Here is a 20,896-nt window from a genome sequence, read left to right on the forward strand (position 1 = left end):
GCACGACAATTGTTCTTTCGTTTGCGCCTTTGCGCCTTTGCGTTGAATTCTCTCTCCCGATCTCTGGCCGGACTCCTGGCAGGCGGAACTAGAGCGACAAACGGGTTGAAACCACGAGAAAAAGCAAGAATTTCACAGGGAGACGGGGAGGCGGGGAGCGAGAGACGGCAAGAGAAAGAACTTCATTCTTTCTTCCTCCCCGCCTCCCCGCCTCCCTGTGAAAATTCTCCGGGTTTGAACGGGATAGATGGGATGAGGCAACCCAAGCGGAGCCTGGATCCACGATGCCGACCGCACCGACCCGTGCGTCTGCTCGACGTGTCCGCGCGGCGGGGCCTGCGAAGACAGCCCGCTGCACCGTGGAGGTCGGCCCATCGGCAGCAGCAGAGCGTGCTGGAGTGCTCGGGGGCGTCAAGGGTTCGCGAGCGGAGCTCGCCGGCTTGGCCGCCCTTGACTCCCCCTGCGCGCTCCAGCCGGACAAAGCTGCGGGCGACGGGCGGACGGAGGCCTCCGGCGGGGGCTCCAAGCTCCGGAGAGCAGCGCGCAAGAAGGAGCCACTCGGAGCAGCAAGCAAGATGGCTGACCTCTCGCCTGCAGGGTTGCCTGCGGGCACCCCCACGCGTTCGAAGACGCAGTCGACGGGGGCCCAGGAGAGGTCAGCCATGCGAAGTGTAGCGCTGGATCTGGGGGTCAACGAGATTTCGTTCTGCGAGGTAGCGGGCGGGCAGGTGGCGCTGCGACGCACGGTCCGCTCGTTTGATTCGCTTCAGGACGTCCTCGGTCCGTCGTCCTCGCCGGCCCGGGTGGCGCTCGAGGCGTGCCGCGAGGCCTGGGTGGTTCACGACAAGCTCCGCGATTGGGGCCACGACGTCTTGGTCGTCGACACCACGCGAGCACGTCAGCTCGGCGTTGGCCAGCACGGCCGCAAGAATGACCGCCTCGATGCCGAGGCGCTGGCGCGCGCCGTCGAGCGCGGGGGCATTCCGCTCGCTCACGTGCTGTCGCCCCACCGGCGAGCCATACGCCACCAGCTGGCCGTGCGACGCGCGCTGGTCGAGACGCGGGCCCAGTATGTCACCACCGTGCGCGGCATCCTGCGCGCCTGCGGACACAAGGTCGCGACATGCATGACCGAGGATTTTCTCGCGCGGCTGAGCGAGGCCTCTTTGCCAGCCGATACCCGTCAGCTGGTCGGGCCCTTGGTGACCGCGCTGGAGGTGCTCAACCCCCAGATCGCGCTGGTCGATGCCGCGCTCGAGCAGCTGTGCGCCCACGAGCCGGTGATCGCGCGGTTGACCACGGCGCCCGGCGTGGGGCTGGTCGTCGCTGCCGCGTTCGTCTCGGTCGTGGACGAAGCCAAGCGCTTTCGCCACGCCCACCAGCTCGCCTCCTACCTGGGTCTGGTTCCCTTGGAGGACACCTCCGGCGGGCACGACAAGCGGCGGCTGGGTTCGATCACCAAGCAAGGCAACGCGTACGTGCGCATGCTGCTGACGCAGGCCGCGCACACTATCCTGCGGCACAAGAACAAGAGCGGCGACGACCCACTGCGTCGATGGGCAGACGCCATTGCCGAACGCCGGGGTCGCCACATCGCCGTCGTGGCGCTGGCGCGGCGGCTGTCGGGGGTGCTGTGGGCCATGTGGCGCGACGGCACGCTCTACGACGCGCAGAGCGCAGCGGCTGCCTCGGCCAAGGGCCTGCGCCTGCAGGCGCAGTCGGTCGAGCAGCAGGCGCACGCCTTGCAGCGAGCCACGGTCAAGGCGCGCCGCCGGCAGCGGTCCGTCGACAAGGGACTCAATGCCGCCACGGCAGCGGCTCCATCGAGGCCGAGCTCGACCTCAAGGAGGGCCTCGATGCACTGACTTCCCCCACACGGGGGACCTGCGCCACGAGCGCGCCACGTTGGGAGCGTGAAAGAGGGCTACGTGGATGAGCGCGGGAACACCGAGGGTGATCCGCCTCTGGGTAGAACACGCCGTTTGATAGATTGCGCCTCCACGATCCCGTTTCGGACCCCAGCCTGCATCCAGGCCACCAGGGCAACCGCCGGCCTGTGAATGCGGATCGTCGATTGAGCCACAGCTCGCTCCTGCGGACGCGACGCGGCGCTCCAGCACAACCGTAACGACGCCCACCAGGGCGAAGGGAGACGTCCATGCCGAAACGACCTGCACTGACGACGCCGAGCGCTACCGCTGCCGCTTCGAAGCCGGTCAGCCGCGGAAAGAGAGCGCTAAAGCCCTTGACCTCGGGGTTGCCTCATCGTCGGTGTTCTAGCCTGGATTTTCACAGCAGAAGATCGGTTAACATAAAGGCCACTGACGGCGGTCAAGCGAACGCGACCTCGAGCGAAGCTCCTCCCCACCAGGGGACAGCGACGGGCGTCGCGAGCAAGCCGGATTCAAGCAGCATCGGGTTGTGAGCCCGACGAGGGAGGCGCACGTGAACGCGCTGCGGGCTGACCTCGACCCTCGCCGTCGTGTCGAGGAAGCGGCGGAAGATCTGCCGCGCCTTGGCGTGCTCGAAGCCGTGCAGGTGCTTGCCGAGCAGCCGGTAGAGACCGGTGGCGATGACGGTCAAGGTCACGTCGAAGTCGACCTTCATGGCCACCGCAGACGACAGCGCATCGACGTGGAAGAAGTGGACCTGGTCCTCGAGGTTGTTCTCGATCAGCATGCGCCGAGCGTAGCGCTCGAGGATCGTGCGCGGCGTCGAGCGGGTGTCGTTGGTCAGCAGGACCGTGGGCTCGTCGTGACCAAGATCGCGCGCGCAGATCTGGCGGATCGGCGCGGGATAGTCCCTGCCCATCCGGATCGTCTCGTCGAGGACCTTGGGGTTGCGAAACTTGCGGTGCGGTACATCAAGCTCCACCCGGCGCCAGGCTGCAGCCGGAGCGTTCAGCACGTGGCGCTTGAGGACATCCGTGCGGCGGCGCAGCGTGACGAAGGTGATCCCCTGGGCATCGAGGCGGCTCAGGTTCTTGTAGGTGGTGAGCTTCGAATCGAACACGAGGTGCGGGGGCATTTGGCCGTGCGCCTTCTTCCAGAAGTCGACGAACCGCAGGACCTCATCGCTCTCCTCTCCCTTGCGCAGGTCGGCGTTGGCGTAGCAGAGCACGTCGGTGTCGGCGTCCTGGGCGATGAAGGTGAGCACGGCCTTGTCGCGGCGACTGCGCTTGGAAAGGTAGTGGCGCTCGACGAACTCGTCCTGCCCGAAGAAGGGAACGGCGTGAAAGTCGAGGTTGAACGACGCGCCCGCGAGCGCGAGATGCGCGCGCAGGTGTTCGAGCCAGCCGCGCAGCAGTCGCACCGAACTGGAGCGGCCCAGGCGATCGGAGTACTGCGCGAGGAAGGTCGTCTTCGGGATGACGTTGAGCCCCGCGAACAGCGACAGGCCTTGGTCGAAGACCAGATCCATCACGTGGCTCTTGCGCTCGATGGACGTCAGCTTCAACGCGAGCGCTGCAAGCAGCGCGTGGGCTGCCGGGATCGCCTTCGAGCCAGGCAGGGCTGCTTCGTCGGCGAGCCGATCAAGGCCCACCTTGACGAGCAGCGGGAGGAGCACGAACAAACCGCCGACATGGGTCTCGAACGTCGCAGGGACGAGCTGAAAATCGCGGACATCGGCGCGGCTGGCGCGCTCGGGGCGCGTCCTGGCGGGGCGCTCGTCGTCCTTGCGACGCGGCAGCCTGGAGAAGCCCTCCTCGCGCAACACCTCGGTGATGGCCGTGGGGCTGAGCTCGATGTGCTGGCCCCGGAGCTCCTCGGCGATGTCGTAGATCGACAGGTTGCGCTTGCGCATCGCGATGATCAGGCGCCGGGCGCGGGACTTCTTCGGTTGCTCGTGCGGGCCGCGCATCGGCTCGGCGAAGAAGGCACGGTCAGGATCGTGCCGGAACTGATGGCAGAGCACGCGGAACGAGCCGGAAGTGTAGCCGAAGGCCTTCGCGACCTCGGCGCTCGAGCGACGCTCCACAAAGTAGGCGCGCAGCGCCTCGTACTGGCGGTGCCGCGCCTGGGTGGGCGCCAGGAAGAAGCGGGCGGGGTCAGTTAGGGCAGTTGGTGCGCTCATCGTAAAAAACGTGACCCACACATAAGGCATCACGTCAAGGTGAGAAGAGCGGTGCAGAGAAGCGATGAAGCCGATTTCTGCTGGATTTCAAGGTCGATCGGCGCTGCCGGCGCATCAGCTGCGTCCGCTGAGGGGGAGAGGCTGACGGACGAGAAATTCGCCCATAGCGCACCCTTTTCCCTCACGGCATCCTTGATGCCACCGCTTGTCTGTCTCACGCCGTTCGGCGTAAAACCGTGTCCCTCGATTACCGAACCGGAGGGCCGGCCTCATGCTGCGCCGTTAGGCGAACTATCTCGGTGAAAATCCAGGCTAGTACAGCGTTCCCCAAGTTCGTCCCTGGATCGGCGATGTGCCAGCCCCGCTACGAGCTGAGCCGGCCGGGCTTACGAACAAGGCGAGTTCGTCGCTGGCCGTCGATGCAACGCCGGCGGCGCAACGTCAGCGCCGGGCCAGCTACTCGATAGGCGCGAGCGTCCAGGGGAAGTCGGTCATCATCAACTTGAGCAAGTCCTGCCACAGGCCGCGGAAGCCGGTCTTCTCCCACTTGCCGGTGTGGGTTGCGATCTCGAGCGTCCAGAGGTGGACGGTGTCACGGCGCAGTCTGGCGTGCGCGATTGGGTCGGTTTCAGGACCCGACTCGATGATCACCAGCTGCCCGTACTTCCGGGCCCTCAGGTGGGGCAGTCCGTGCGCTTCGAGGTAGGAGCGGACCGCGGCGGCGTGCTCCGGGGCGGCGTGCGGCTTGGACATCGGCCCGCACGGAAGCTCAGGCTGCGTACGATGGCAAGGTCGCCCTCCACTGGCCGCGGAACTTCCAGCGGAAGGGCCGGGCTTGGTGCGCGTTCCAGTGGCGCACGAAGCCGAGCACGCACCGGCTCAGCTCCTCGGCGGAGGCGAAGGAGGCGTGCTTGAGAACCCGACGGCTCAGGATGCTGAACCACAGCTCGATCTGATTGACCCACGACGCGTGGATGGGCGTGTAGACGAAGTGGAAGCGCTCGCCGTGCCGCGCATTGAACTCGTTCCACCTGGCGCCGTGGTGGATGTTGAGGTTGTCCCAGATGATGTAGACCTCGCCCGTGGGGTAGCGCTTCGCCACCTCGTCCATGAACGCGAGCAGATCGGCGGCGGTGCGTGTCGGTCCACAGCGCGACACCACCTCGCCCGTCTTGACGTTGAAGGCGCCGATCAGCGTGAGCGTGCCGTGGCGTTGGTACTCGAACTCCCGGCGTGCGGCTTTTCGGCTGCGGCACGGCTGCATGGGGAACCGATGCTCCAGCGCCTGCATGCCGGTCTTCTCATCGACGCACAGCACGGTCGCGCCTGCGGGAGGCTCCAGGTACAGCTTGCAGATCACCTCGACCTTGGACCGGAAGTCCGGGTCCGGGCTGTGCAGCCACAGCCGGACCCGATGCGGTCGGAGGCTGGCTCCCTGCAGCACGCGCCAGACCTCGGTGCGGCTCAGCTCCACCTTGGTCTCGAGCTTCAGGGCCTTGGCCAGCTGGTCCAGGGTCCAGACCTGCTCGAACGGGACCTTGTGCTCATCGGGGCGGCAGCAGGCCAGCTTGATGAGCTCGTAGTGCACCGCGGTCGCCACGCGCGGCGGTCGGCCCGTGCGCGGCTTGTCCTGCAGCACCGCCTCGTCCGCGATCGCTGCGACCCGGTTGCGCCACTTGCGCACCGTCTTGATGTCGCAGCCTACGGCACGCTGGATCTGCTCGTTGCTCCATCCCTCGTCGGCCAGGAGCGCGATCCGGGCACGCTGCGCTTCGCGCTGCGAGGTCTTGGGCGAACGCGCCGTCTGCTGCAGCTTCTGGCGCAGCGGCGCGGGCAGCAGGACGGTTTTTGCGCGAGCTCGGGGCACCTACGCGCGTGGGACCTGCCCCGAGCCGAGGGCTTCAAAAACGCATGCGATCGCAGGTGACCCGGCAACCTCGCCTCGCAGAACTCAATGCGCTGCGCGTGCTCGCCACGCTCTGGCCGCGCACGACCCCGATGGGCTCGGCTGGCTCACCTCGGATCCAGGGACGAACTTGGGGAACGCTGTACTAGGTCATCATGCGGTTCGATGAGATTGAGAATCATCTGCACCCGCGCTGGCAGCGCTCGATTTTGAGCTCGCTCCTCCGCGCAGCAGGCCGCCGGCGCAGCACGCGCCCTTGACGCTCGACCGCATGGCGTGAGCTGCCGTACGCTCACGCCAATGGCCAGCGAAAAGAAGAAGAAGTCACGAACCGAGGCCGCCTCGGACGCGGACACGCAGGGCGAGAAGCCCTCCGCTGAGCCGCAGCGCGGCGGCAAGAAGAAGTCGACGCTCACGGCCGCCCAGCGGCAGGAGCTGCTCGATCTAGATCCTGCCTATGAGGCGCCGATCGACCACCCCGTCTCCACTACGTTGCAGGAGGCGCGGGAGCTCGAGGTCGCCTTGAGCAAGCTCGGCAAGGAGATCTACAAGAAGAGCAGGCTCTCGAAGGAGGTCGGCACCTCGATCTCTGCCCGGCGCGACCTGCTCGCCGCCGCCGAGTCCGCCTGGACCGAGGTCCGCACGCTCCCGCTCTCCTCGGAGCTGCGCGCGCAGCGCAAGGACGCGGAAGCCCTCAAGCGCGACGCCATCGCGGCGCTCCGCTACTTCCTCGCGGCGGACGAGGAGGTGGAGCGGCGCGTCGACGGGATCCTCCTTGGCACCGGCGTCGCCGACCTGGTGAGCGATCTGAGCCAGCTCGCCGAGCTCCTCGAGCAGCACCGCGACGCGCTGGCCAGGGCCGATCTTCCGAAGCGCGCCCCGGAGCGCGCCCGTGAGCTCGCCGCGGCGCTCGGCAGCGGCACGGCGGAGCGCGCCGTCGATCCCGGAGGCGACGCCGCGATGGCACTCCGGAATCGCGCCTTCTGGTGGTTGCGCGAGGCCATGGACGAGATCCGCGCCGCAGGCCGCTATGTCTACCGCGACGAGCGCAAGCTGCTCGCGCTCTTCCGCACATCGAGCGCGCGTGCCCGCGCGCGTCGGCGCGCAGTGAAGCAGGATGAGCCCGAGACGACCGGATCGAGCCCGACACCGGCAGCGCCTGAGCCTGAGCCTGAATCGACCTGACGGCAGCGATCCGACACGTCGAGAGCCCGATCCCAGCCACTTTCGCGAAGCGGACACCGCTGCGGCGTGCTCGAGCGCACGTTGCGCTCCAACCCTGATGCCGTCAGTATCCTGCGGCGAACACGCGCTCGGGGGGGCGTTCCTGGTCATCTGAGGCCGCCGCCATGTGGACTGTCCTTCCCGAGCTTCGCCAGCCCGAAAACTCCCGTCACCGCGCCTCCGGCCCGCCAAGGGTGCTCTGGACATCGGCGGTCGCGTTCGCGGCCGCTCTGCAGTGCCTCGCGTGCAATCAGGGAGCGTCCCAGCCCGGCGGCGCGAAGGCGGAGAAGCCTGCGGCCAGCGTCAAGGAGGTGACGCTCGCCCCCGTGACGGAGCTGGTCATGGAACAGGCCGTCGACATCTCGGGGACCCTCGACGCCGACGAGCAGGTGACGCTGGGGGCCAAGGTGGCCGGGCGCCTCGCCTCGATCTCGGTCGACCTGGCGAGCCCGGTCCAGCGGGATCAGGTCATCGCTCAGCTGGAGGCGCGGGACTACGAGCTGCGCATCGAGCAGGCCACGGCCGCGCTGGCGCAGAGCCGCGCCCAGCTCGGCTTGCCCCCGGACGGGCCTGACAGCGAGCTCGATATCGAGGGCACGGCGGTCGTGAGGCAGGCCCTCGCGACGTTCAAGGAAGCGCAGGCCAACCAGGTCCGGGCGCGGGGGCTCGCCAGGGAAGGGCTGATGTCGGGCATGGACCTCGACGCGGCCGAGGCGGCGGCGGTCCGCGCGGAGACCGCCGTGCAGTCGGCGCGGGAGGAGGTGCGCATCCGCGAGGCCGCCGTCCGCCAGCGGCGCTCCGAGCTGCGCATGGCGCGGCAGCAGCTCGCCGACACCCTCGTGCGGTCGCCGCTCGATGGCGTCGTCCAGGTGCGGAGAGCGAACGTCGGCCAGTACCTCGCCGCGGGGGCGCCGATCGTGGACGTCGTCCGGATCGACCCGCTGCGGCTGCGCGTGGCCATCCCCGAGCTCGAGGCGGCCAGCGTGCGCGCGGGCCAGCCCGTGCGCGTGACCCTCCAGGGAGACAGCGCCGTCTATCCGGGGACGGTCGCGCGCCTCGCGCCCGCGCTCGACCCGCAGAGCCGCACCCTGCTCGTGGAGAGCGACATCAAGAACCCCGGCCACCTGCGGCCGGGGAGCCTCGTCAGCGCGCAGATCGTCGTGAGCGCGAGGCCGGTGCCGACCGTGCCGGCGACCGCCGTCGTCCGGTTCGCCGGCCTCGCGAAGGTCATCACGGTCGAGGACGGCAAGGCGAAGGAGAAGCAGGTCACCACCGGAAAGACGTCGGGGGATCGGATCGAGATCGTGTCCGGCGTCGCGGTGGGGGAGTCGGTCGTCGCAAAGCCCGGATCGCTCCAGCAAGGGCAGCCGGTGCGCGTGGTGGAAGGGGGCTAGGGTGCAAGCGCTCGCCAGGATCTGCATCCAGCGGCCCGTCTTCGCCGCCATGCTGACGCTCGCCCTCGTGGTGGTCGGCGCCGTGGCCTACTCCAAGCTGGGCGTGGATCGCTTCCCCGCCGTCGACCTGCCGACGGTCTCGGTCCGCACCACGCTCCCCGGCGGCGCGCCCGAGGACGTCGAGTCGGAGATCTCCGAGGAGATCGAGGCGGCGGTCAACACCGTCGAGGGGATCGCCGAGCTCCGCTCGATCTCGACGAGCGGCACCTCCGTCGTCGTCGCCACCTTCAACCTCGACCGGGACATCGACTCGGCGGCGCAGGACGTCCGCGATCGCGTGCAGGCGGCGCTGCGCCGGCTCCCCGTGGGCACCGATCCGCCCGTCATCGCGAAGCAGGACAACGACTCGACCCCGGTCATGTCGATCGCCCTCTCGGCCGATCGCTCGATCCGGGAGCTCACCGAGGTGGCCGACAAGCTCGTGCGGGTGCAGCTCGAGCGCTCGTCGGGCGTCGGCGAGGTGCGCGTCGTGGGGGGGCAGCAGCGCGCCATCAAGATCTGGCTGAACGCCGATCGCCTCGCCGCGTACGGCCTGCCGATCACCGCCGTCCGCGACGCGATCGTGCAGCAGAACGCGAACATCCCCGCGGGGAACGTCACGGGGAAGGAGGAGGAGCGGACGCTGCGCACGATGGGCCGCATCGAGGACGCGGGCGCGTTCAACGATCTGGTCGTCGCCACCGTCGACGGGCGGCCCGTCCGGGTGCGCGACATCGGCCGCGCCGAGGACGGCACCTACGAGCAGCGCTCGCTGGCCCGCCTCGACGGCAAGCCCACCGTCGTCCTCGACGTCGTGCGGCAGTCGGGCGCCAACACCGTCGCGGTGATCGAGGCCGTGAAGGCCAACCTGGCGAAGCTCTCCGAGCAGATGCCCGAGGACGTGCGGCTCGAGGTGATCCGCGATCAGTCGGGCTACATCTACACGGCGCTGCACGAGATCAACGTGCACCTCGTCCTCGGCAGCATCCTGGCGTGCGCGGTCGTCCTGCTCTTCATGCGGTCGTGGCGGTCCACGATCATCGCGGGCGTCGCCATCCCGACGTCGGTCGTCGCGACGTTCGGCATGATGTGGCTGCTCGACTTCACGCTGAACAGCGTGACGATGCTGGCGCTCGTGCTGATGGTGGGCATCGTCATCGACGACGCCATCGTCGTCCTCGAGAACATCTTCCGCTTCGTCGAGGAGAAGAAGATGGACTCCTTCGAGGCGGCCAGGGCCGCGACGCAGGAGATCGGGCTCGCCGTGCTCGCGACGACGCTGTCGCTCGTCGTCATCTTCGTCCCCGTCTCGTTCATGTCGTCGATCTCGGGGCGGTTCCTGTTCCAGTTCGGGATCACGGCCACGGTCGCGATCCTCGTGAGCTTGCTCGTCAGCTTCACGCTGACCCCGATGATGAGCGCGCGCCTGCTCCGCGAGGAGGGCGCCCGCGCGCACGGGCCAGGGGCGGCGGGAGCGCACGGCGGCGGGGGCGGGGCGGCGACGCGAGAGGGCTTCTACGGGAGGCTCGAGGCCAGGTACACGCGCGCCCTCGCGTTCGCGATGCGGCACCGGGCGCTCGTGGCCGTCTCGGGCGCGCTGGTGATGGCGTCGGCCGTGCCGCTCTACGGGCTCGTGAAGCAGGAGTACATCCCCTCGGGCGCGGACGACGCCCAGTTCGAGATCCGCGTCACGGCCCCGCTCAGCGCGAGCATCGGCGCGATGGACGACGTGATGCGCCAGATCAGCGACGACGTCCGCGGGGTGCGCGGGGTGCGGAGCGTGCTCGCCACCGCGGGCGGCGGCTTCGTGGGCGGCGTCAGCGCGGGCGAGGCCTTCGTGCGGATCGCCCCGCACGACGAGCGCACGTTCTCCCTGACACGGCTGCTCCGGGAGACGCTCTCCGGCCATCCATGGCGCGCCTTCAAGGACAACACCTCGCAGAAGGACGTGATGCAGGAGGTGCGGCGCAAGCTGCGCAAGTACGCCGATCTCCGGATCTCGGTGCGCAACGTGCCGTCGTTCAACATCGGCGGCGGGAACTTCGAGATCGACTTCGCGATCCAGGGCCCCGACATCGAGCAGCTCGAGCGGTACGCGAACGAGCTCCGCGAGCGCTCCGCGCAGCTCGGCGGCATCGTGGACGCCGACGTGACGCTGAAGATCGACCGGCCCGAGCTCCGGGTGCTCATCGAGCGCGATCGCGCGGCGCAGCTCGGGGTCCGCACGCAGGACATCGCGACCGCGCTGCGCCTGATGGTGGGCGGAGATCAGGCGGTCTCGCGCTTCCGGGACGAGGCCGAGAACGAGAACTACGACGTGCAGCTGCGCCTCATCGAGGAGGATCGCGATCGGGTGGCGGCCGTCCGCCGCCTGTACGTGCCCCGGACGGCGCGCGCGCCGGCCGCACCGCAGCCGGGCGGCACTGGCGGCGCGGCGGCGCCTTCGGCCGCGACGCCGCTGCTCCGGGGCGACCTTGTGCGCCTCGACAACCTGGTGCGCATCGAGGAGGCGAGGAGCCCGTCGCGCATCGACCGGCTCGATCGCCAGCGGGTCTCGAGCCTGCGCGCCGGCGTCGCCCCCGGCTACGCGCTCGCCGACCGGCTGGAGGCGCTGCGCGGAGCCGCCCGGGAGATGGACATGCCCGCCGCGTACACGACAAGCGTGCGCGGCCGCGGCGCGGAGCTCGAGCGCACGTTCGGCGAGTTCATCTGGGCGTTCCTCCTGTCGATCGTGCTCATGTACATGATCCTGGCGTCGCAGTTCGAGAGCCTGGTGCACCCGGTGACGATCCTGCTCTCGCTGCCGCTGTCGGTGCCGTTTGCGCTGCTCAGCCTGTGGGCGACCGGGAACACGCTGAACCTGTACTCTGCGCTCGGCTTCCTCGTGCTGTTCGGCGTGGTGAAGAAGAACTCGATCCTGCAGGTCGACCACATGAACAAGCTCCGGAGCGAGGGCGTGCCGCGCGAGGAGGCGATCCTCCAGGCGAACCGCGATCGGCTGCGGCCCATCCTGATGACCACGCTGGCCCTTGTCGCGGGCATGCTCCCGCTCTGGCTGGGCACGGGGCCCGGGGCCGAGGAGCGCCAGACGATCGCCGTGGTGGTCATCGGCGGCCAGTCCCTGAGCCTGCTGCTCACCCTGATCGTCACGCCGGTCTCGTACTCGCTGCTCGACGATCTCGCGCGCAGCGAGCGCTGGGGGCGGGTCCGGTCCCGCGTGGCCTCCCTCCGCGAGCGCGCGTCGGCGCGGTTCGGCCGGCTCTTCGCGCGCAGGACGACGTAGGCGCGGCGGCCCCCTCTGCCGGGGGCCTCAGCCCTTCGCCATCCCGAGCGCGGCCACGGCCACCGCGCCCCAGCCCGCGAGCAGGAGCAGCCCGCCGAGCGGCGTGACCATACCGAGGACGCGGACGCCGGTCAGGGTCATCACGTAGAGGCTGCCGGAGAAGAGGAGCACGCCGCCCGCGAAGCAGAAGCCGGCGACGGTCGCCGCCGTGCCGCCGGTGCGCGCGGCGAGGTGGGCGGCGAGCGCCAGCGCGAGCGCGTGGGCGAGGTGGTACTGGGCGCCCGTTTGCCACCAGGAGAGGCGCAGCGCGCCGTCCGGCTCCGCGTCGAGCGTCGCCTTGACCCCGTGGGCGCCGAAGGCGCCGAGCGCCACCGCGAGGAACCCGTAAACGCCCGAGAGCACGAAGAAGAGACGTTCCATCGGGCGCGGAGCTTAGCCGATGGCCGGAGCTCGTCACGGGGCGCTCGGCGTCCGCGCAACTGCGGCGGGCTCGCGTCGATGTTCGAGGTGCAGGAGGACGGTCCGTCGACATGGGCAAGCGAGGCCGCAGGCGCCGAAGGAGAACACGAGGCAGGACGACGAGCAGGACGATGTCGATCTGATCCTCCGCCACGTGTCGCGGCAATTCCCGCACGACGTCGCGCGCGCTCTGCTCGGCGCGGCCGGGCCCATCGAGCCGCTGGGCTGGGTCGACACGCAGGTCACCGGCCGCCAGCGGCGGCTCGATCGGGCGCTCGCCGTGAAGGTGGGCGGTGAGCGGCGGCTGCTCCACGCAGAGTGGTCGCTGGTGATGGGCGACGAGATTCCGTTCCGCGTGTTCGAGTACCATTGCCTGACGGCGCTGGCGGTGGCGGACGAGGCGCGGGCGAACGAGGGCGCCCCGGCTCGGCAACCCACGCCGATCGACAGCGTGGTGGTGGTCCTTTCTGGCCGGGAAGCGCCGTGGCCAACGCACGGCGCATATCGGACATCGTCATCGGACGAGCCCTTCTCCGGCGTGCAGTTCCGTATCGAGGCGGTTTATCAGCGGACGGTGGCCGAGCTGGCAGCGCGTGGCAGCCCGTTTTGGCTGATCTTTGCGCCCCTGGCAGCGGATGCGGATCGCAGCAAGCTGAGCCAGGTGATCGAGGAGCTCCGGGCCTGCTCCGGCGAGCGTCAGTTTGCGGAGCTCGGAGCGGCGATGGTGGCCCTGGCCGAAGCGGACACGCGTGAGCGTGGCCTGGCAGATGTGGTAAAATCATTGCTGCCGCGGGAGATCGTCATGCAGAACTCGATTTACAGGGAAGGCAAGGCGGCCGGGCTCAAGGAAGGGCTAGAAAAGGGCCTCGCGTTGCTTGCGCACCAGGTCGAGCGGCGACTGGGGCGCCGGCTCACGGCAGAGGAGCGAAGCCGGCTCTACGAGCGCCTGCACGCAGAAGGCCCGGAGAAGGTGGGCGACGTGGTGCTCGACCTCTCCGCAGACGATCTGTCGATGTGGCTCACTACCACGGCCTCTTGACCGTCCAGCGGGCCACCCACCGCGCGCTCGGCCGGCCAGCGCCGCGCGCCCACCCGAGCGCGCGGCGCCTCAACCACCCTCCGCCCCCCGCCGCGGAAAGATCGTTCCCCGGATCTCCGCCATCGACGTGCCGAACGTCGTCGCGAGCCGGCCGAGGACGAGACGGTTCAGCCGGCCGTCCGGCGGCGACCTGACCGCGATCACGAACGCGACGTCGACGGGGGTGCCGGCGTGCCTCGCCGCCCGCTCCGCGAGCGCCGCAGCGGCGACGTCGGACAGCTCCTCACGGCGCGCGACGCGGATCTTCACGTAGAGCGCCGCCCGCATCAGCGCGTGATAGCCGTGCATCCACGCCATCCAGCGCTCCTCCGGGCCCCCGGCGAGGGCCCGTGAGAGCGCGTCGCGGCGCCGCTCGATCTCGTCGAAGGGCAGGTTGTCAAGCTCGTTCAGCGCGCCGGGGAACTCCCCCGCGAGCGCGCGGAACACCTCCTTGCCCGGGATCGGCTCCCCGGCCGCCCGCGCGCGCCGGAGCTCCGCGAGCGTGAGGTACTTGCGGGCGAGCTGCGACAGGACCTCCGGTGAGAGGCGCGTGTCGCCGTCGGGGACCGCCGCGCCGGTCACAGCCAGCCGTGAGGGAACGCGAGGACGTCGCCGATCGACGCGGTGCCGAGGCACAGCGCGACGAGACGATCGACCCCGAGCGCGTTGCCCGCCGCGGGCGGCATCCCCTCCTCCAGCGCGTCGACGAAGCGCTCGTCGATCGGATAGACCGGCTTGCCCTGGGCGGCCCGCGCCGCCTGATCGGCGAGCAGCCGCGCGCGCTGCTCGACCGGGTCGGTCAGCTCGCCGAAGCCGTTGCAGAGCTCGACGCCCGCGACATACAGCTCGAACCGCTCGCAGACCCGCGGATCGCTCGGCTTGAGCCGCGCGAGCGACGCGAACGGCGCGGGGAAGTCGACAAGGAACACCGGGTGGGGCAGCGCGGCGATCGCCGGCTCCACCGCGTCCACGAGCAGGCGGAAGAAGCGCTCCTCGTCGCTCGACGCGAGCGCGATCGCGTCGTCCGCGGGCACGCCCGCCCAGCGCGCGAACGCCTCGCCGATCGAGATCCGCGGGAACGGCCGCTCCAAACGTACCTGCTTGCCGGACGTCGAGATCGTGCCCTCCGCGCCGAGCGCGCCCGCGACGCGCTGCACGATCGCCTCGGTGTCGGCCATCACCTCGTCCACGCCGGCGAAGGCGCGGTACCATTCGAGCATCGTGAACTCCGGGTTGTGCCTGTCCCCGAGCTCCCCGCGCCGGAAGCAGCGCGCGAGCTGGAAGCAGCGCGGGACGCCTCCCGAGAGCAGCCGCTTCATCTGGTACTCCGGGCTCGTGATCAGGAACGTCGGGCGCGCCGCCTGCACCGCGAACGCGTCGAGGTGCAGATCGAGCCCGGGGGAGGGGACCATGCTCGGCGTCTCCACCTCGAGGAAGCCGCGCTCGGCGAACAGCGCGCGCACCGCGGCGAGCGCCGCCGCGCGCTGGGCGAGCGCCGCGCCGCGCCCGCGATGGATCGCGCGCTCCGTCTCGCTCGACGGCGGCGCGGCGGCGCCCGCGCGCGCCCGCGGCGGCCTCCGGGGCGCGATCCGCTCGACGAGCCGCGCGGACGCGAGCGCGCAGTCGGTCGGCGCCGGCGCCGGCGCGCCCTCGACGATCGCGAGATCGCCGATCTCGAGCGGCGGCGCGGGCGCGCCCTCGAGCGCGACGCGCAGCGCGCCGAACGCGTCGCCGAGGACGACCGCGCCCTCCGCGACCTCGAGCACGCGGCCGCCGACGCGAACCCTGCTGGGCAGCGGCGCACCGGAGGGACCGGGGGGGCACGGGGAACAGGCGGAGGCGATGTCGCTCGGGGCGAACGTCGCCGGGAATCCAATGGAGGTGTTTGTTTCAGAGAGAGCCACGGGAGCCTGCGTTGAAGGTGCCGGAGACATACCACGCAGGTTGACCAGGGAGGTCACGTAACGAGGCAATCGCGGCCACAACTCCTTGATTTTCCGCGAGGACGTCGCGTCGCTTCTCCTTGATGAGCCAACGCAACTCGTTACGTTGGTCGCGCTCGTCGGTCCGGCCCTGCCGCGCCTCACGCGAGCGCTGCTTGCAGAAAGCCAGCAGAAATCCAGCCGGAGAGATGAACCCATGAGACGACTGCCGCTCTTGCTTCCGTTGACCGCACTCGCAGCCTTGGCCTCTGCGGGGCCCGCCGCCGCGTCGGAGTGGCACACGCTGCCGAAGGGCTCGCCAGCAACGGCGCTGTCCTTCCGCGGCGCGGATGGCGCGCGAGGCGCGGCGGAGGCGGCGCTGACGCACGCCGCTTCAGACCTCCGCCTCCAGGGCGTCTCGCTGCGTTACCAGAGCGAGCTCGTCGATGGCGATCACCGCACTGTCCGGTTTGGGCAGGTCCACGCCGGACTGCCCGTGCTCGGCGCCGCGGTGGCGATCGATCTCACCCGGGAGAACCGCGCGGAGGTCGTGGTGCTCGACGTGGCGCGGGACCTGTCGGTCGCGACGACGCCGACTCACGGGGAAGAGGCCGCGCGGCGCGCGGTCGAGGCGACCTACGGGATGACGCTCGCGGAGCGGCCGAACGCGGCGCTCGCGGTGTTTCCCGAGGCGGAGACCGGCGGCAAGCTCGTCTGGGTCGTCGATGTCCGGTCGGATCGCGGCGGGGAGCGCTACCTCGTCGACGCGCACACAGGCAAGCTCGTCCACAGGCGCTCGCTGGCCGTGCACGCGCGAGGGCGCGTTTACCCCATCAGCTCGGCGGTCACGCCCGAGGTCCAGGATCTCGAGCTCACCAGCCTCGACGCGGCGGATCCCCAGACCTTGAGCGGCTGGAACGGCAACTTCAAGGTGGTGAATTACGTGGATGGCGACCTCACGGGCCGCGTCCCGCTCACCGTGGAGCAGAGCGTCGGGCCGAACGCGGGGGAGGACTTCCTCTACGATCCGCCGACGAGCGCCGAGGATGCGCACGACCAGTTCGCGCAGGTCGGCATCTATTACCACCTCACCCGGATGCGCGATTACTTCGTGTCGACCCACCAGATCGACATGGGGGCGCCTGGCTGGAAGCTCGTCGCGGTCGCCAACATGCTGGAGGCGGGCCGGCCCATGGACAACGCGTTCTTCTCGGGAGAGGGCGTGGGCGAGCCCTTCCGCGCGCCGAACCTCATCGCCATCGGCCAGGGCTCGTTCTTCGATTTCTCGGACGACTCTGACGTGTTCCTCCACGAGTTCACTCATTACGTCTCCGCCAACGCGGTCGGCTACAATGGGGGCCAGTTCGCGATCAACGAATACGGGCTCTCCCCCTGGGCCGGCAGCATCGATGAGGGCATCGCGGACTATTTCGCCTGCACAGTGAACGGCGACTCCACGCTCGGCGAGGCGACGCTGGCGCCCTTCGGCATGGCGCGCGACCTCGCGAAGGACACCAAGACGTGCCCCGGCGATCTGGTGGGCGAGGTGCACGAGGACGGCGAGCTGATCGGCAGCCTCGCGTGGTCCTTGCGCGAGAAATTCGGGGCCAAGGTGGGCGACAAGCTCGTCTGGGGCACGGTGACGCTGCTGACCCCCAACGCCTCGTTCGGCGATTTCGCCAAGGCGCTGAAGCGGGCGACCGGCAAGCTGGTGACCGCCGGTGAGCTCACGGAGGCGGACGCCGGCGCCGTCGACGCGCTGCTCGAGAGCCGGGGCCTCGACGACTGCGAGGAGGTGCTCGATCTGACCGGGGGCAAGTCGCAGACGACGAACATGTTCGGGATCGACTCGCTGGTCTTCGGCTCGGGGGCGTCGTGCGCGGATTACCGCTCGCAGCTCAGCCTGCAGAGCCTCTTCCACTTCAAGAGCAAGCCGGATCCGGCCGCGAAGGGCGTCCGCTTCACCGTGGAGCTCGATCCCGACCGTGGGAGCGACGTCGAGTGGAGCATCTACGTGAGGGCCCGCCGGCACGTCGGCTTCACGCTGGGCGAGATCCTGCCGGAGGCCACGAACTACGATTACAGCGTCGAGGGGATCACGGAGACGGACGGCGAGCTCGTCATCGACGAGACCTCGGATCCGCCGTTCGATCCCACGCAGACGTACTACCTGGTGATCGGCCACAAGAACTGTCCGTCCTCGTCCGTGACGGTGGAGAGCGAAGATCTCGGGCTGGAGCCGCCGGTCGATCCGACGGAGCCCGTCGAGCCGGAGCCCGCCGGCGCCACGGGCGGCGCGACGCCGGATCCGACCGATCCGATCGAGGATCCCGAACCGGAGACGGTCGTGGGGTGCGCTTGCCGCGCCGCCGAGCCGAGCGCGCCTGTCGCGCCGTGGACGGCGCTCGCGGGGGTCGCGCTCGCCGGAGCTGCCGTGCTCAGGCGGCGTGCGCGGGCGCGCCGCGAGCTGGGCTGAAGTGAGGGCCTGAGGCCGCTGGCGTCACGCGGCGGGCGGCGCATCGACGCGCGCCGCCTGCCCCGACACAAGCGCGAGGCTTGGAGCGCTCGCGCCTGTCGCTTCTGTGGGTGGGATGCGGGGGCTGCCTTCGCTGCGCTAGCGGCCGCCCGCGCCGCCGGTACCGCCCGCGCCGCCGGTGCCGCCACCCGCGCCGCCCCCGCCTCCGCCCGTACCACCACCACCGGCGCCACCCGTACCATCGGCGCCACCCGTACCGCCCCCGCTTCCGCCCTCGCCCGTACCGCCGCCCCCGGCCGTCCCGTTGCCGCCGGTGCCACCGCCGCCGCCGCCCGTGCCGCTCGTGCTGCTCGCGCCGCTCGTGCTGCTCGCGCCGCTCGTCGTCGGGTTCTGGTTGGGATCGCAGACCTGCGTGATCTCATCCGGTCTGCAGCAACGATGTTGTTGCTGCTGCTGACCGATGCCCATGCACTCGAGGCCATCGGCGCAGTCATCGTTGCCGTTCAGGATTTCGCAGGGCTCGCCCTCTTGCTGCCGGCTGCAGCTCGCGGCGGAGGCGACGATCGCTGCGGCGAGCGCGGCCAGGAGGAGCGCGGGGCGCAACGCGTTGCGCGATGTCTTCGGGGCTTTCACGCGCGCTGGTCTAGCAGAACCAGGCGGGCTTGCCTATTGCCCATCTACTGCGGAGGGGGAGGCCGGTTCTTGGCGTCGATGGCGTCGATGAACAGGCCCATGTACTGCGCGGCGCTCGTGATCGAGAAGACGAGCGATAGATAGATGAGCAGCCGTCCGACGTGCACCACGTCGACCTCTCCGAAGTCGACGCCGAGGTGGATGTGGTACGGGTAGCCGAGGATCAAGCAGACGATCCCGATCATCTGCAGCGCTGTCTTGATCTTCCCGCCGTCGCCCGCCGCGATGACGAGCCCCTCGGTCGAGGCGATGGATCGGAGCGCCGTGATCGTGATCTCGCGCGAGATGAGCAGCACCACCGCCCACGCCGGGATCCGGCCCATCGGCACGAGCCACACGAGCGTGGCGGCGACGATGAGCTTGTCGGCGAGCGGATCGAGGAACTTGCCGAGCACGCTCACGAGGCCCTGCCGTCGCGCCAGGTAGCCGTCGAGCATGTCGGTGATCGCCGCGAGCGAGTAGACGCCCGCGGCCCAGAAGCAGTCCCGCGGCGCGCCCCTCGACAGGAGCAAGAGGACGGCCGGGATCATGAGGATCCGGGCGAATGTGAGCAGGTTCGGGAGGTTCCGCGCGTCTTCCCAGAGCGTGCGCCGCCGCTGCGCCTTGATGCCCCGCAGGGACGTGCCCGCGCTAGCGACCATCGATGAGGACCATCCCCTCTCCGCCGAACGTCACGAAGCCCTGCATCCCTCCAGGCGCCTCGGAGGCGGGCAGCGTCCGCGGCAGGAGCCGGCCCATCCACCCGAGCACCGCGGTCGCGCGCGTCGACGTCGGCCGCGACGGGGTGATCTCCAGCGCGGCGGCGCGCTCGGGCACCGACAGGACCATGTGGCCGCGGCCGCGGAGCTGCACCATCGCGACCGCCTCGCCCTCGCCGGCCGGCAGGCGGCCGTTCTCGTAGCCGATCGGCAGATCGAAGCCGACGAGGACGTCCTCGCGCAGGTAGATGGACTCTTCCCCGAGCGTCACCGGGTGGAGCCGCCGCCCCTCCGGCGCGCCGAGCACGAGCTCGCAGCGCCCGCCGATCTCGATGAAGGGCGTGCTCGGCCCGCCGAGCGGCTCGTCGAAGATGCGCCCGCGCGCCTGCCGCTTCAGCACGTGCGTGGCGGTCCCGGAGTGCACGCTCATGGTGCGCAGCGCGTCGAGCCGGGCGACGAAGCCCTTCGCCGACTGCACGAGCACGATGCCGCTCGGGTGCCGCGTGACCGCGGCCTCGCGCGGGAAGACGAGCAGCCGCTCGCGCGCGAGCGCCGAGAGCGTCTCCAGCGGCGGCGCCGCGGACGGCGTCGCGGACGGCGTCGCGGCCGGCGGCGGCGCGGCGGGCGCCGCCGTTGGAGGCGGCAGCGAGGACGACGACGGCCGCCCCGCCGCCTTCTTGCTCGCCGCCGCCGCGTCCGCCGCCGCGGGGACGGCGATCGCGAAGCGGCCCGTCGCGGAGGGCTCCTCGGGCGCCACCGTGCTGCGGCGCACGGTCGGGGCCACGCTCCCTCCTGGCGGCGCCTGCACCGCCGGCATCGACGGGACCGTCGGCGCCGCGCCGACCCTCGGGCCGGGAGCCCTGCTCGCGCCGGGCGGGTTCGTCGCGCCTCCCGCGCGGCTGTCCGCCCCGAGGCTCTTGAACGACGGCGGCGCCGGGATCGTCGGCATCATCTCGCGGCCAGGCTCGATGGCCGACCATGTCCCTGACGGGATGCGCGGCAGATCCGAGTCGTGCCGGAAGCCCGCGCCGGCGCGATCGAGCGCCTGCACCGCCTCGCCTGCGGCGCGCTGCACCTCGACCTTGGCCTCGACCGGCGGCTGATCCTCGGTGTCGGGCGGCTCCATCGAGTAGCGGCCCGTGGCCCCGCCCGTCATGTCGAGCAGGCGGCGCGCCATCGCGTCGTGGCCGCCCGCCGCGAACGCGTGGCTCGCGCGCTCGTAGTCGCCCATGCGCTGGAACGCGAGCCCCAGGTAGCCCCACGCGCGCTGGTGCTTCGGGTTCTGCTCGAGCGCCCTCTCGAGCTCGGACCGCGCCTGCGCCGGCTGCCCGGTCTTGAGGTACGAGAGCGCGAGGTTGATGCGCGGCTCGACCGCCTCCGGGTGGGCCTGGATCAGCCGCTCATAGATCGCGATCGCCCGCGGGTAGAGCCCCAGCCGGAAGTAGACGATCCCGAGCAGGTCTTGCCCCTTGGGATCGCTCGGCTGGAGCGACAGCGCGCGCTCGAGCTCCGCCTTCGCGGCGTGGACCCGGTTGTCCTGCAGGAGCTCGCTGCCCCGGTGCAGGTGAAACAGGAACTCCTCCGCCGCGACTTCGCGTGAGGAGGGCCGTGGGTCGTCGCGCTCGTGCATTGTCGGGGGGATCGTACACG

At 70.3% G+C, this 20,896-nt stretch carries 16 protein-coding genes; 7 read left to right on the plus strand and 9 right to left on the minus strand.

Annotated elements, in window-relative coordinates:
* Positions 1-662 precede the first annotated feature (662 nt).
* The gene (locus WME95_RS15715; protein WP_437909170.1) at positions 663-1,865 is read left to right on the plus strand and encodes an IS110 family transposase; all 1,203 of its coding nucleotides are present in this window, start codon (positions 663-665) and stop codon (positions 1,863-1,865) included.
* Between the two features lie 466 nt (positions 1,866-2,331).
* Here the strand turns inward: WME95_RS15715 and WME95_RS15720 are convergent, their stop codons facing one another.
* The 3 genes from WME95_RS15720 to WME95_RS15730 all read right to left on the minus strand — a co-directional run bounded on the left by WME95_RS15720 (position 2,332) and on the right by WME95_RS15730 (position 5,941).
* Positions 2,332-4,074 (minus strand): transposase, encoded by a 1,743-nt coding sequence (locus tag WME95_RS15720; RefSeq protein WP_437902938.1) that lies wholly within the window; start codon positions 4,072-4,074, stop codon positions 2,332-2,334.
* A 456-nt stretch (positions 4,075-4,530) separates the two neighbouring features.
* A complete protein-coding gene (locus tag WME95_RS15725; RefSeq protein WP_437905973.1) occupies positions 4,531-4,827 on the minus strand; it encodes a hypothetical protein in 297 nt (98 codons plus the stop codon).
* A 16-nt stretch (positions 4,828-4,843) separates the two neighbouring features.
* Positions 4,844-5,941, minus strand: coding sequence for an IS630 family transposase (locus WME95_RS15730; RefSeq protein ID WP_437905972.1), 1,098 nt, complete (start codon positions 5,939-5,941; stop codon positions 4,844-4,846).
* Positions 5,942-6,135: 194 nt separating this feature from the next.
* Between WME95_RS15730 and WME95_RS15735 the strand changes: the two genes are divergently transcribed.
* The 4 genes from WME95_RS15735 (at position 6,136) to WME95_RS15750 (ending at position 11,920) form a co-directional block, all read left to right on the plus strand.
* On the plus strand, positions 6,136-6,240 hold the full coding sequence (locus WME95_RS15735) for an AAA family ATPase (protein WP_437909171.1): 105 nt from the start codon (positions 6,136-6,138) through the stop codon (positions 6,238-6,240).
* A gap of 40 nt (positions 6,241-6,280) precedes the next feature.
* Positions 6,281-7,165 carry a hypothetical protein gene (locus tag WME95_RS15740; RefSeq protein ID WP_437909172.1) on the plus strand — a complete coding sequence of 295 codons (885 nt, stop codon included), beginning with the start codon at positions 6,281-6,283 and terminating at the stop codon, positions 7,163-7,165.
* 164 nt (positions 7,166-7,329) lie between these two features.
* Positions 7,330-8,598, plus strand: a complete 1,269-nt coding sequence (locus WME95_RS15745; RefSeq protein ID WP_437909173.1) for an efflux RND transporter periplasmic adaptor subunit — start codon at positions 7,330-7,332, stop codon at positions 8,596-8,598.
* Between the two features lies 1 nt (position 8,599).
* Positions 8,600-11,920 carry an efflux RND transporter permease subunit gene (locus WME95_RS15750; RefSeq protein ID WP_437909174.1) on the plus strand — a complete coding sequence of 1,107 codons (3,321 nt, stop codon included), beginning with the start codon at positions 8,600-8,602 and terminating at the stop codon, positions 11,918-11,920.
* Between the two features lie 27 nt (positions 11,921-11,947).
* On the opposite strand, the gene WME95_RS15755 is transcribed toward WME95_RS15750, so the two are convergent.
* The gene (locus WME95_RS15755) at positions 11,948-12,340 is read right to left on the minus strand and encodes a DUF423 domain-containing protein (RefSeq protein ID WP_437552667.1); all 393 of its coding nucleotides are present in this window, start codon (positions 12,338-12,340) and stop codon (positions 11,948-11,950) included.
* A 193-nt stretch (positions 12,341-12,533) separates the two neighbouring features.
* On the opposite strand from WME95_RS15755, the gene WME95_RS15760 reads away from it, so the two are divergent.
* Positions 12,534-13,418: a hypothetical protein gene (locus WME95_RS15760; RefSeq protein WP_437909175.1), complete on the plus strand. Its 885-nt coding sequence runs from the start codon at positions 12,534-12,536 to the stop codon at positions 13,416-13,418.
* Positions 13,419-13,487: 69 nt separating this feature from the next.
* Here the strand turns inward: WME95_RS15760 and WME95_RS15765 are convergent, their stop codons facing one another.
* Positions 13,488-14,039, minus strand: coding sequence for a hypothetical protein (locus WME95_RS15765; protein WP_437909176.1), 552 nt, complete (start codon positions 14,037-14,039; stop codon positions 13,488-13,490).
* Positions 14,036-15,223, minus strand: a complete 1,188-nt coding sequence (gene epmA, locus WME95_RS15770; protein WP_437909177.1) for an EF-P lysine aminoacylase EpmA — start codon at positions 15,221-15,223, stop codon at positions 14,036-14,038. The genes WME95_RS15765 and epmA overlap by 4 nt, the downstream gene beginning before the upstream one ends.
* 418 nt (positions 15,224-15,641) lie before the next feature.
* Here epmA and WME95_RS15775 point away from each other — a divergent pair, with 418 nt between their 5' ends.
* Positions 15,642-17,855 (plus strand): MYXO-CTERM sorting domain-containing protein, encoded by a 2,214-nt coding sequence (locus WME95_RS15775; RefSeq protein ID WP_437909178.1) that lies wholly within the window; start codon positions 15,642-15,644, stop codon positions 17,853-17,855.
* A 138-nt stretch (positions 17,856-17,993) separates the two neighbouring features.
* On the opposite strand, the gene WME95_RS15780 is transcribed toward WME95_RS15775, so the two are convergent.
* Genes WME95_RS15780 through WME95_RS15790 form a run of 3 tightly spaced genes read right to left on the minus strand, consistent with a single transcriptional unit; the run spans position 17,994 to position 20,876 of the window.
* Positions 17,994-18,488, minus strand: a complete 495-nt coding sequence (locus WME95_RS15780; RefSeq protein ID WP_437909179.1) for a hypothetical protein — start codon at positions 18,486-18,488, stop codon at positions 17,994-17,996.
* 44 nt (positions 18,489-18,532) lie between these two features.
* Positions 18,533-19,189, minus strand: coding sequence for a CDP-diacylglycerol--glycerol-3-phosphate 3-phosphatidyltransferase (pgsA, locus tag WME95_RS15785; protein WP_437909180.1), 657 nt, complete (start codon positions 19,187-19,189; stop codon positions 18,533-18,535).
* Positions 19,179-20,876, minus strand: coding sequence for a tetratricopeptide repeat protein (locus tag WME95_RS15790; protein WP_437909181.1), 1,698 nt, complete (start codon positions 20,874-20,876; stop codon positions 19,179-19,181). The genes pgsA and WME95_RS15790 overlap by 11 nt, the downstream gene beginning before the upstream one ends.
* Positions 20,877-20,896: the final 20 nt, after the last annotated feature.

The organism is Sorangium sp. So ce327 (assembly GCF_051530205.1).
Classification (GTDB): Bacteria; Myxococcota_A; Polyangia; order Polyangiales; family Polyangiaceae; genus Sorangium; species Sorangium cellulosum_B.

Bases quoted from the DNA above. Each gene is read 5' to 3' on its own strand.
- pgsA (WP_437909180.1), bottom strand. From the start codon at position 19,189: ATGGTCGCTAGCGCGGGCACGTCCCTGCGGGGCATCAAGGCGCAGCGG.
- WME95_RS15790 (WP_437909181.1), bottom strand. From the start codon at position 20,876: ATGCACGAGCGCGACGACCCACGGCCCTCCTCACGCGAAGTCGCGGCG.
- WME95_RS15720 (WP_437902938.1), bottom strand. From the start codon at position 4,074: ATGAGCGCACCAACTGCCCTAACTGACCCCGCCCGCTTCTTCCTGGCG.
- WME95_RS15735 (WP_437909171.1), top strand. From the start codon at position 6,136: ATGCGGTTCGATGAGATTGAGAATCATCTGCACCCGCGCTGGCAGCGC.
- WME95_RS15745 (WP_437909173.1), top strand. From the start codon at position 7,330: ATGTGGACTGTCCTTCCCGAGCTTCGCCAGCCCGAAAACTCCCGTCAC.
- WME95_RS15755 (WP_437552667.1), bottom strand. From the start codon at position 12,340: ATGGAACGTCTCTTCTTCGTGCTCTCGGGCGTTTACGGGTTCCTCGCG.
- WME95_RS15740 (WP_437909172.1), top strand. From the start codon at position 6,281: ATGGCCAGCGAAAAGAAGAAGAAGTCACGAACCGAGGCCGCCTCGGAC.
- WME95_RS15725 (WP_437905973.1), bottom strand. From the start codon at position 4,827: ATGTCCAAGCCGCACGCCGCCCCGGAGCACGCCGCCGCGGTCCGCTCC.
- WME95_RS15715 (WP_437909170.1), top strand. From the start codon at position 663: ATGCGAAGTGTAGCGCTGGATCTGGGGGTCAACGAGATTTCGTTCTGC.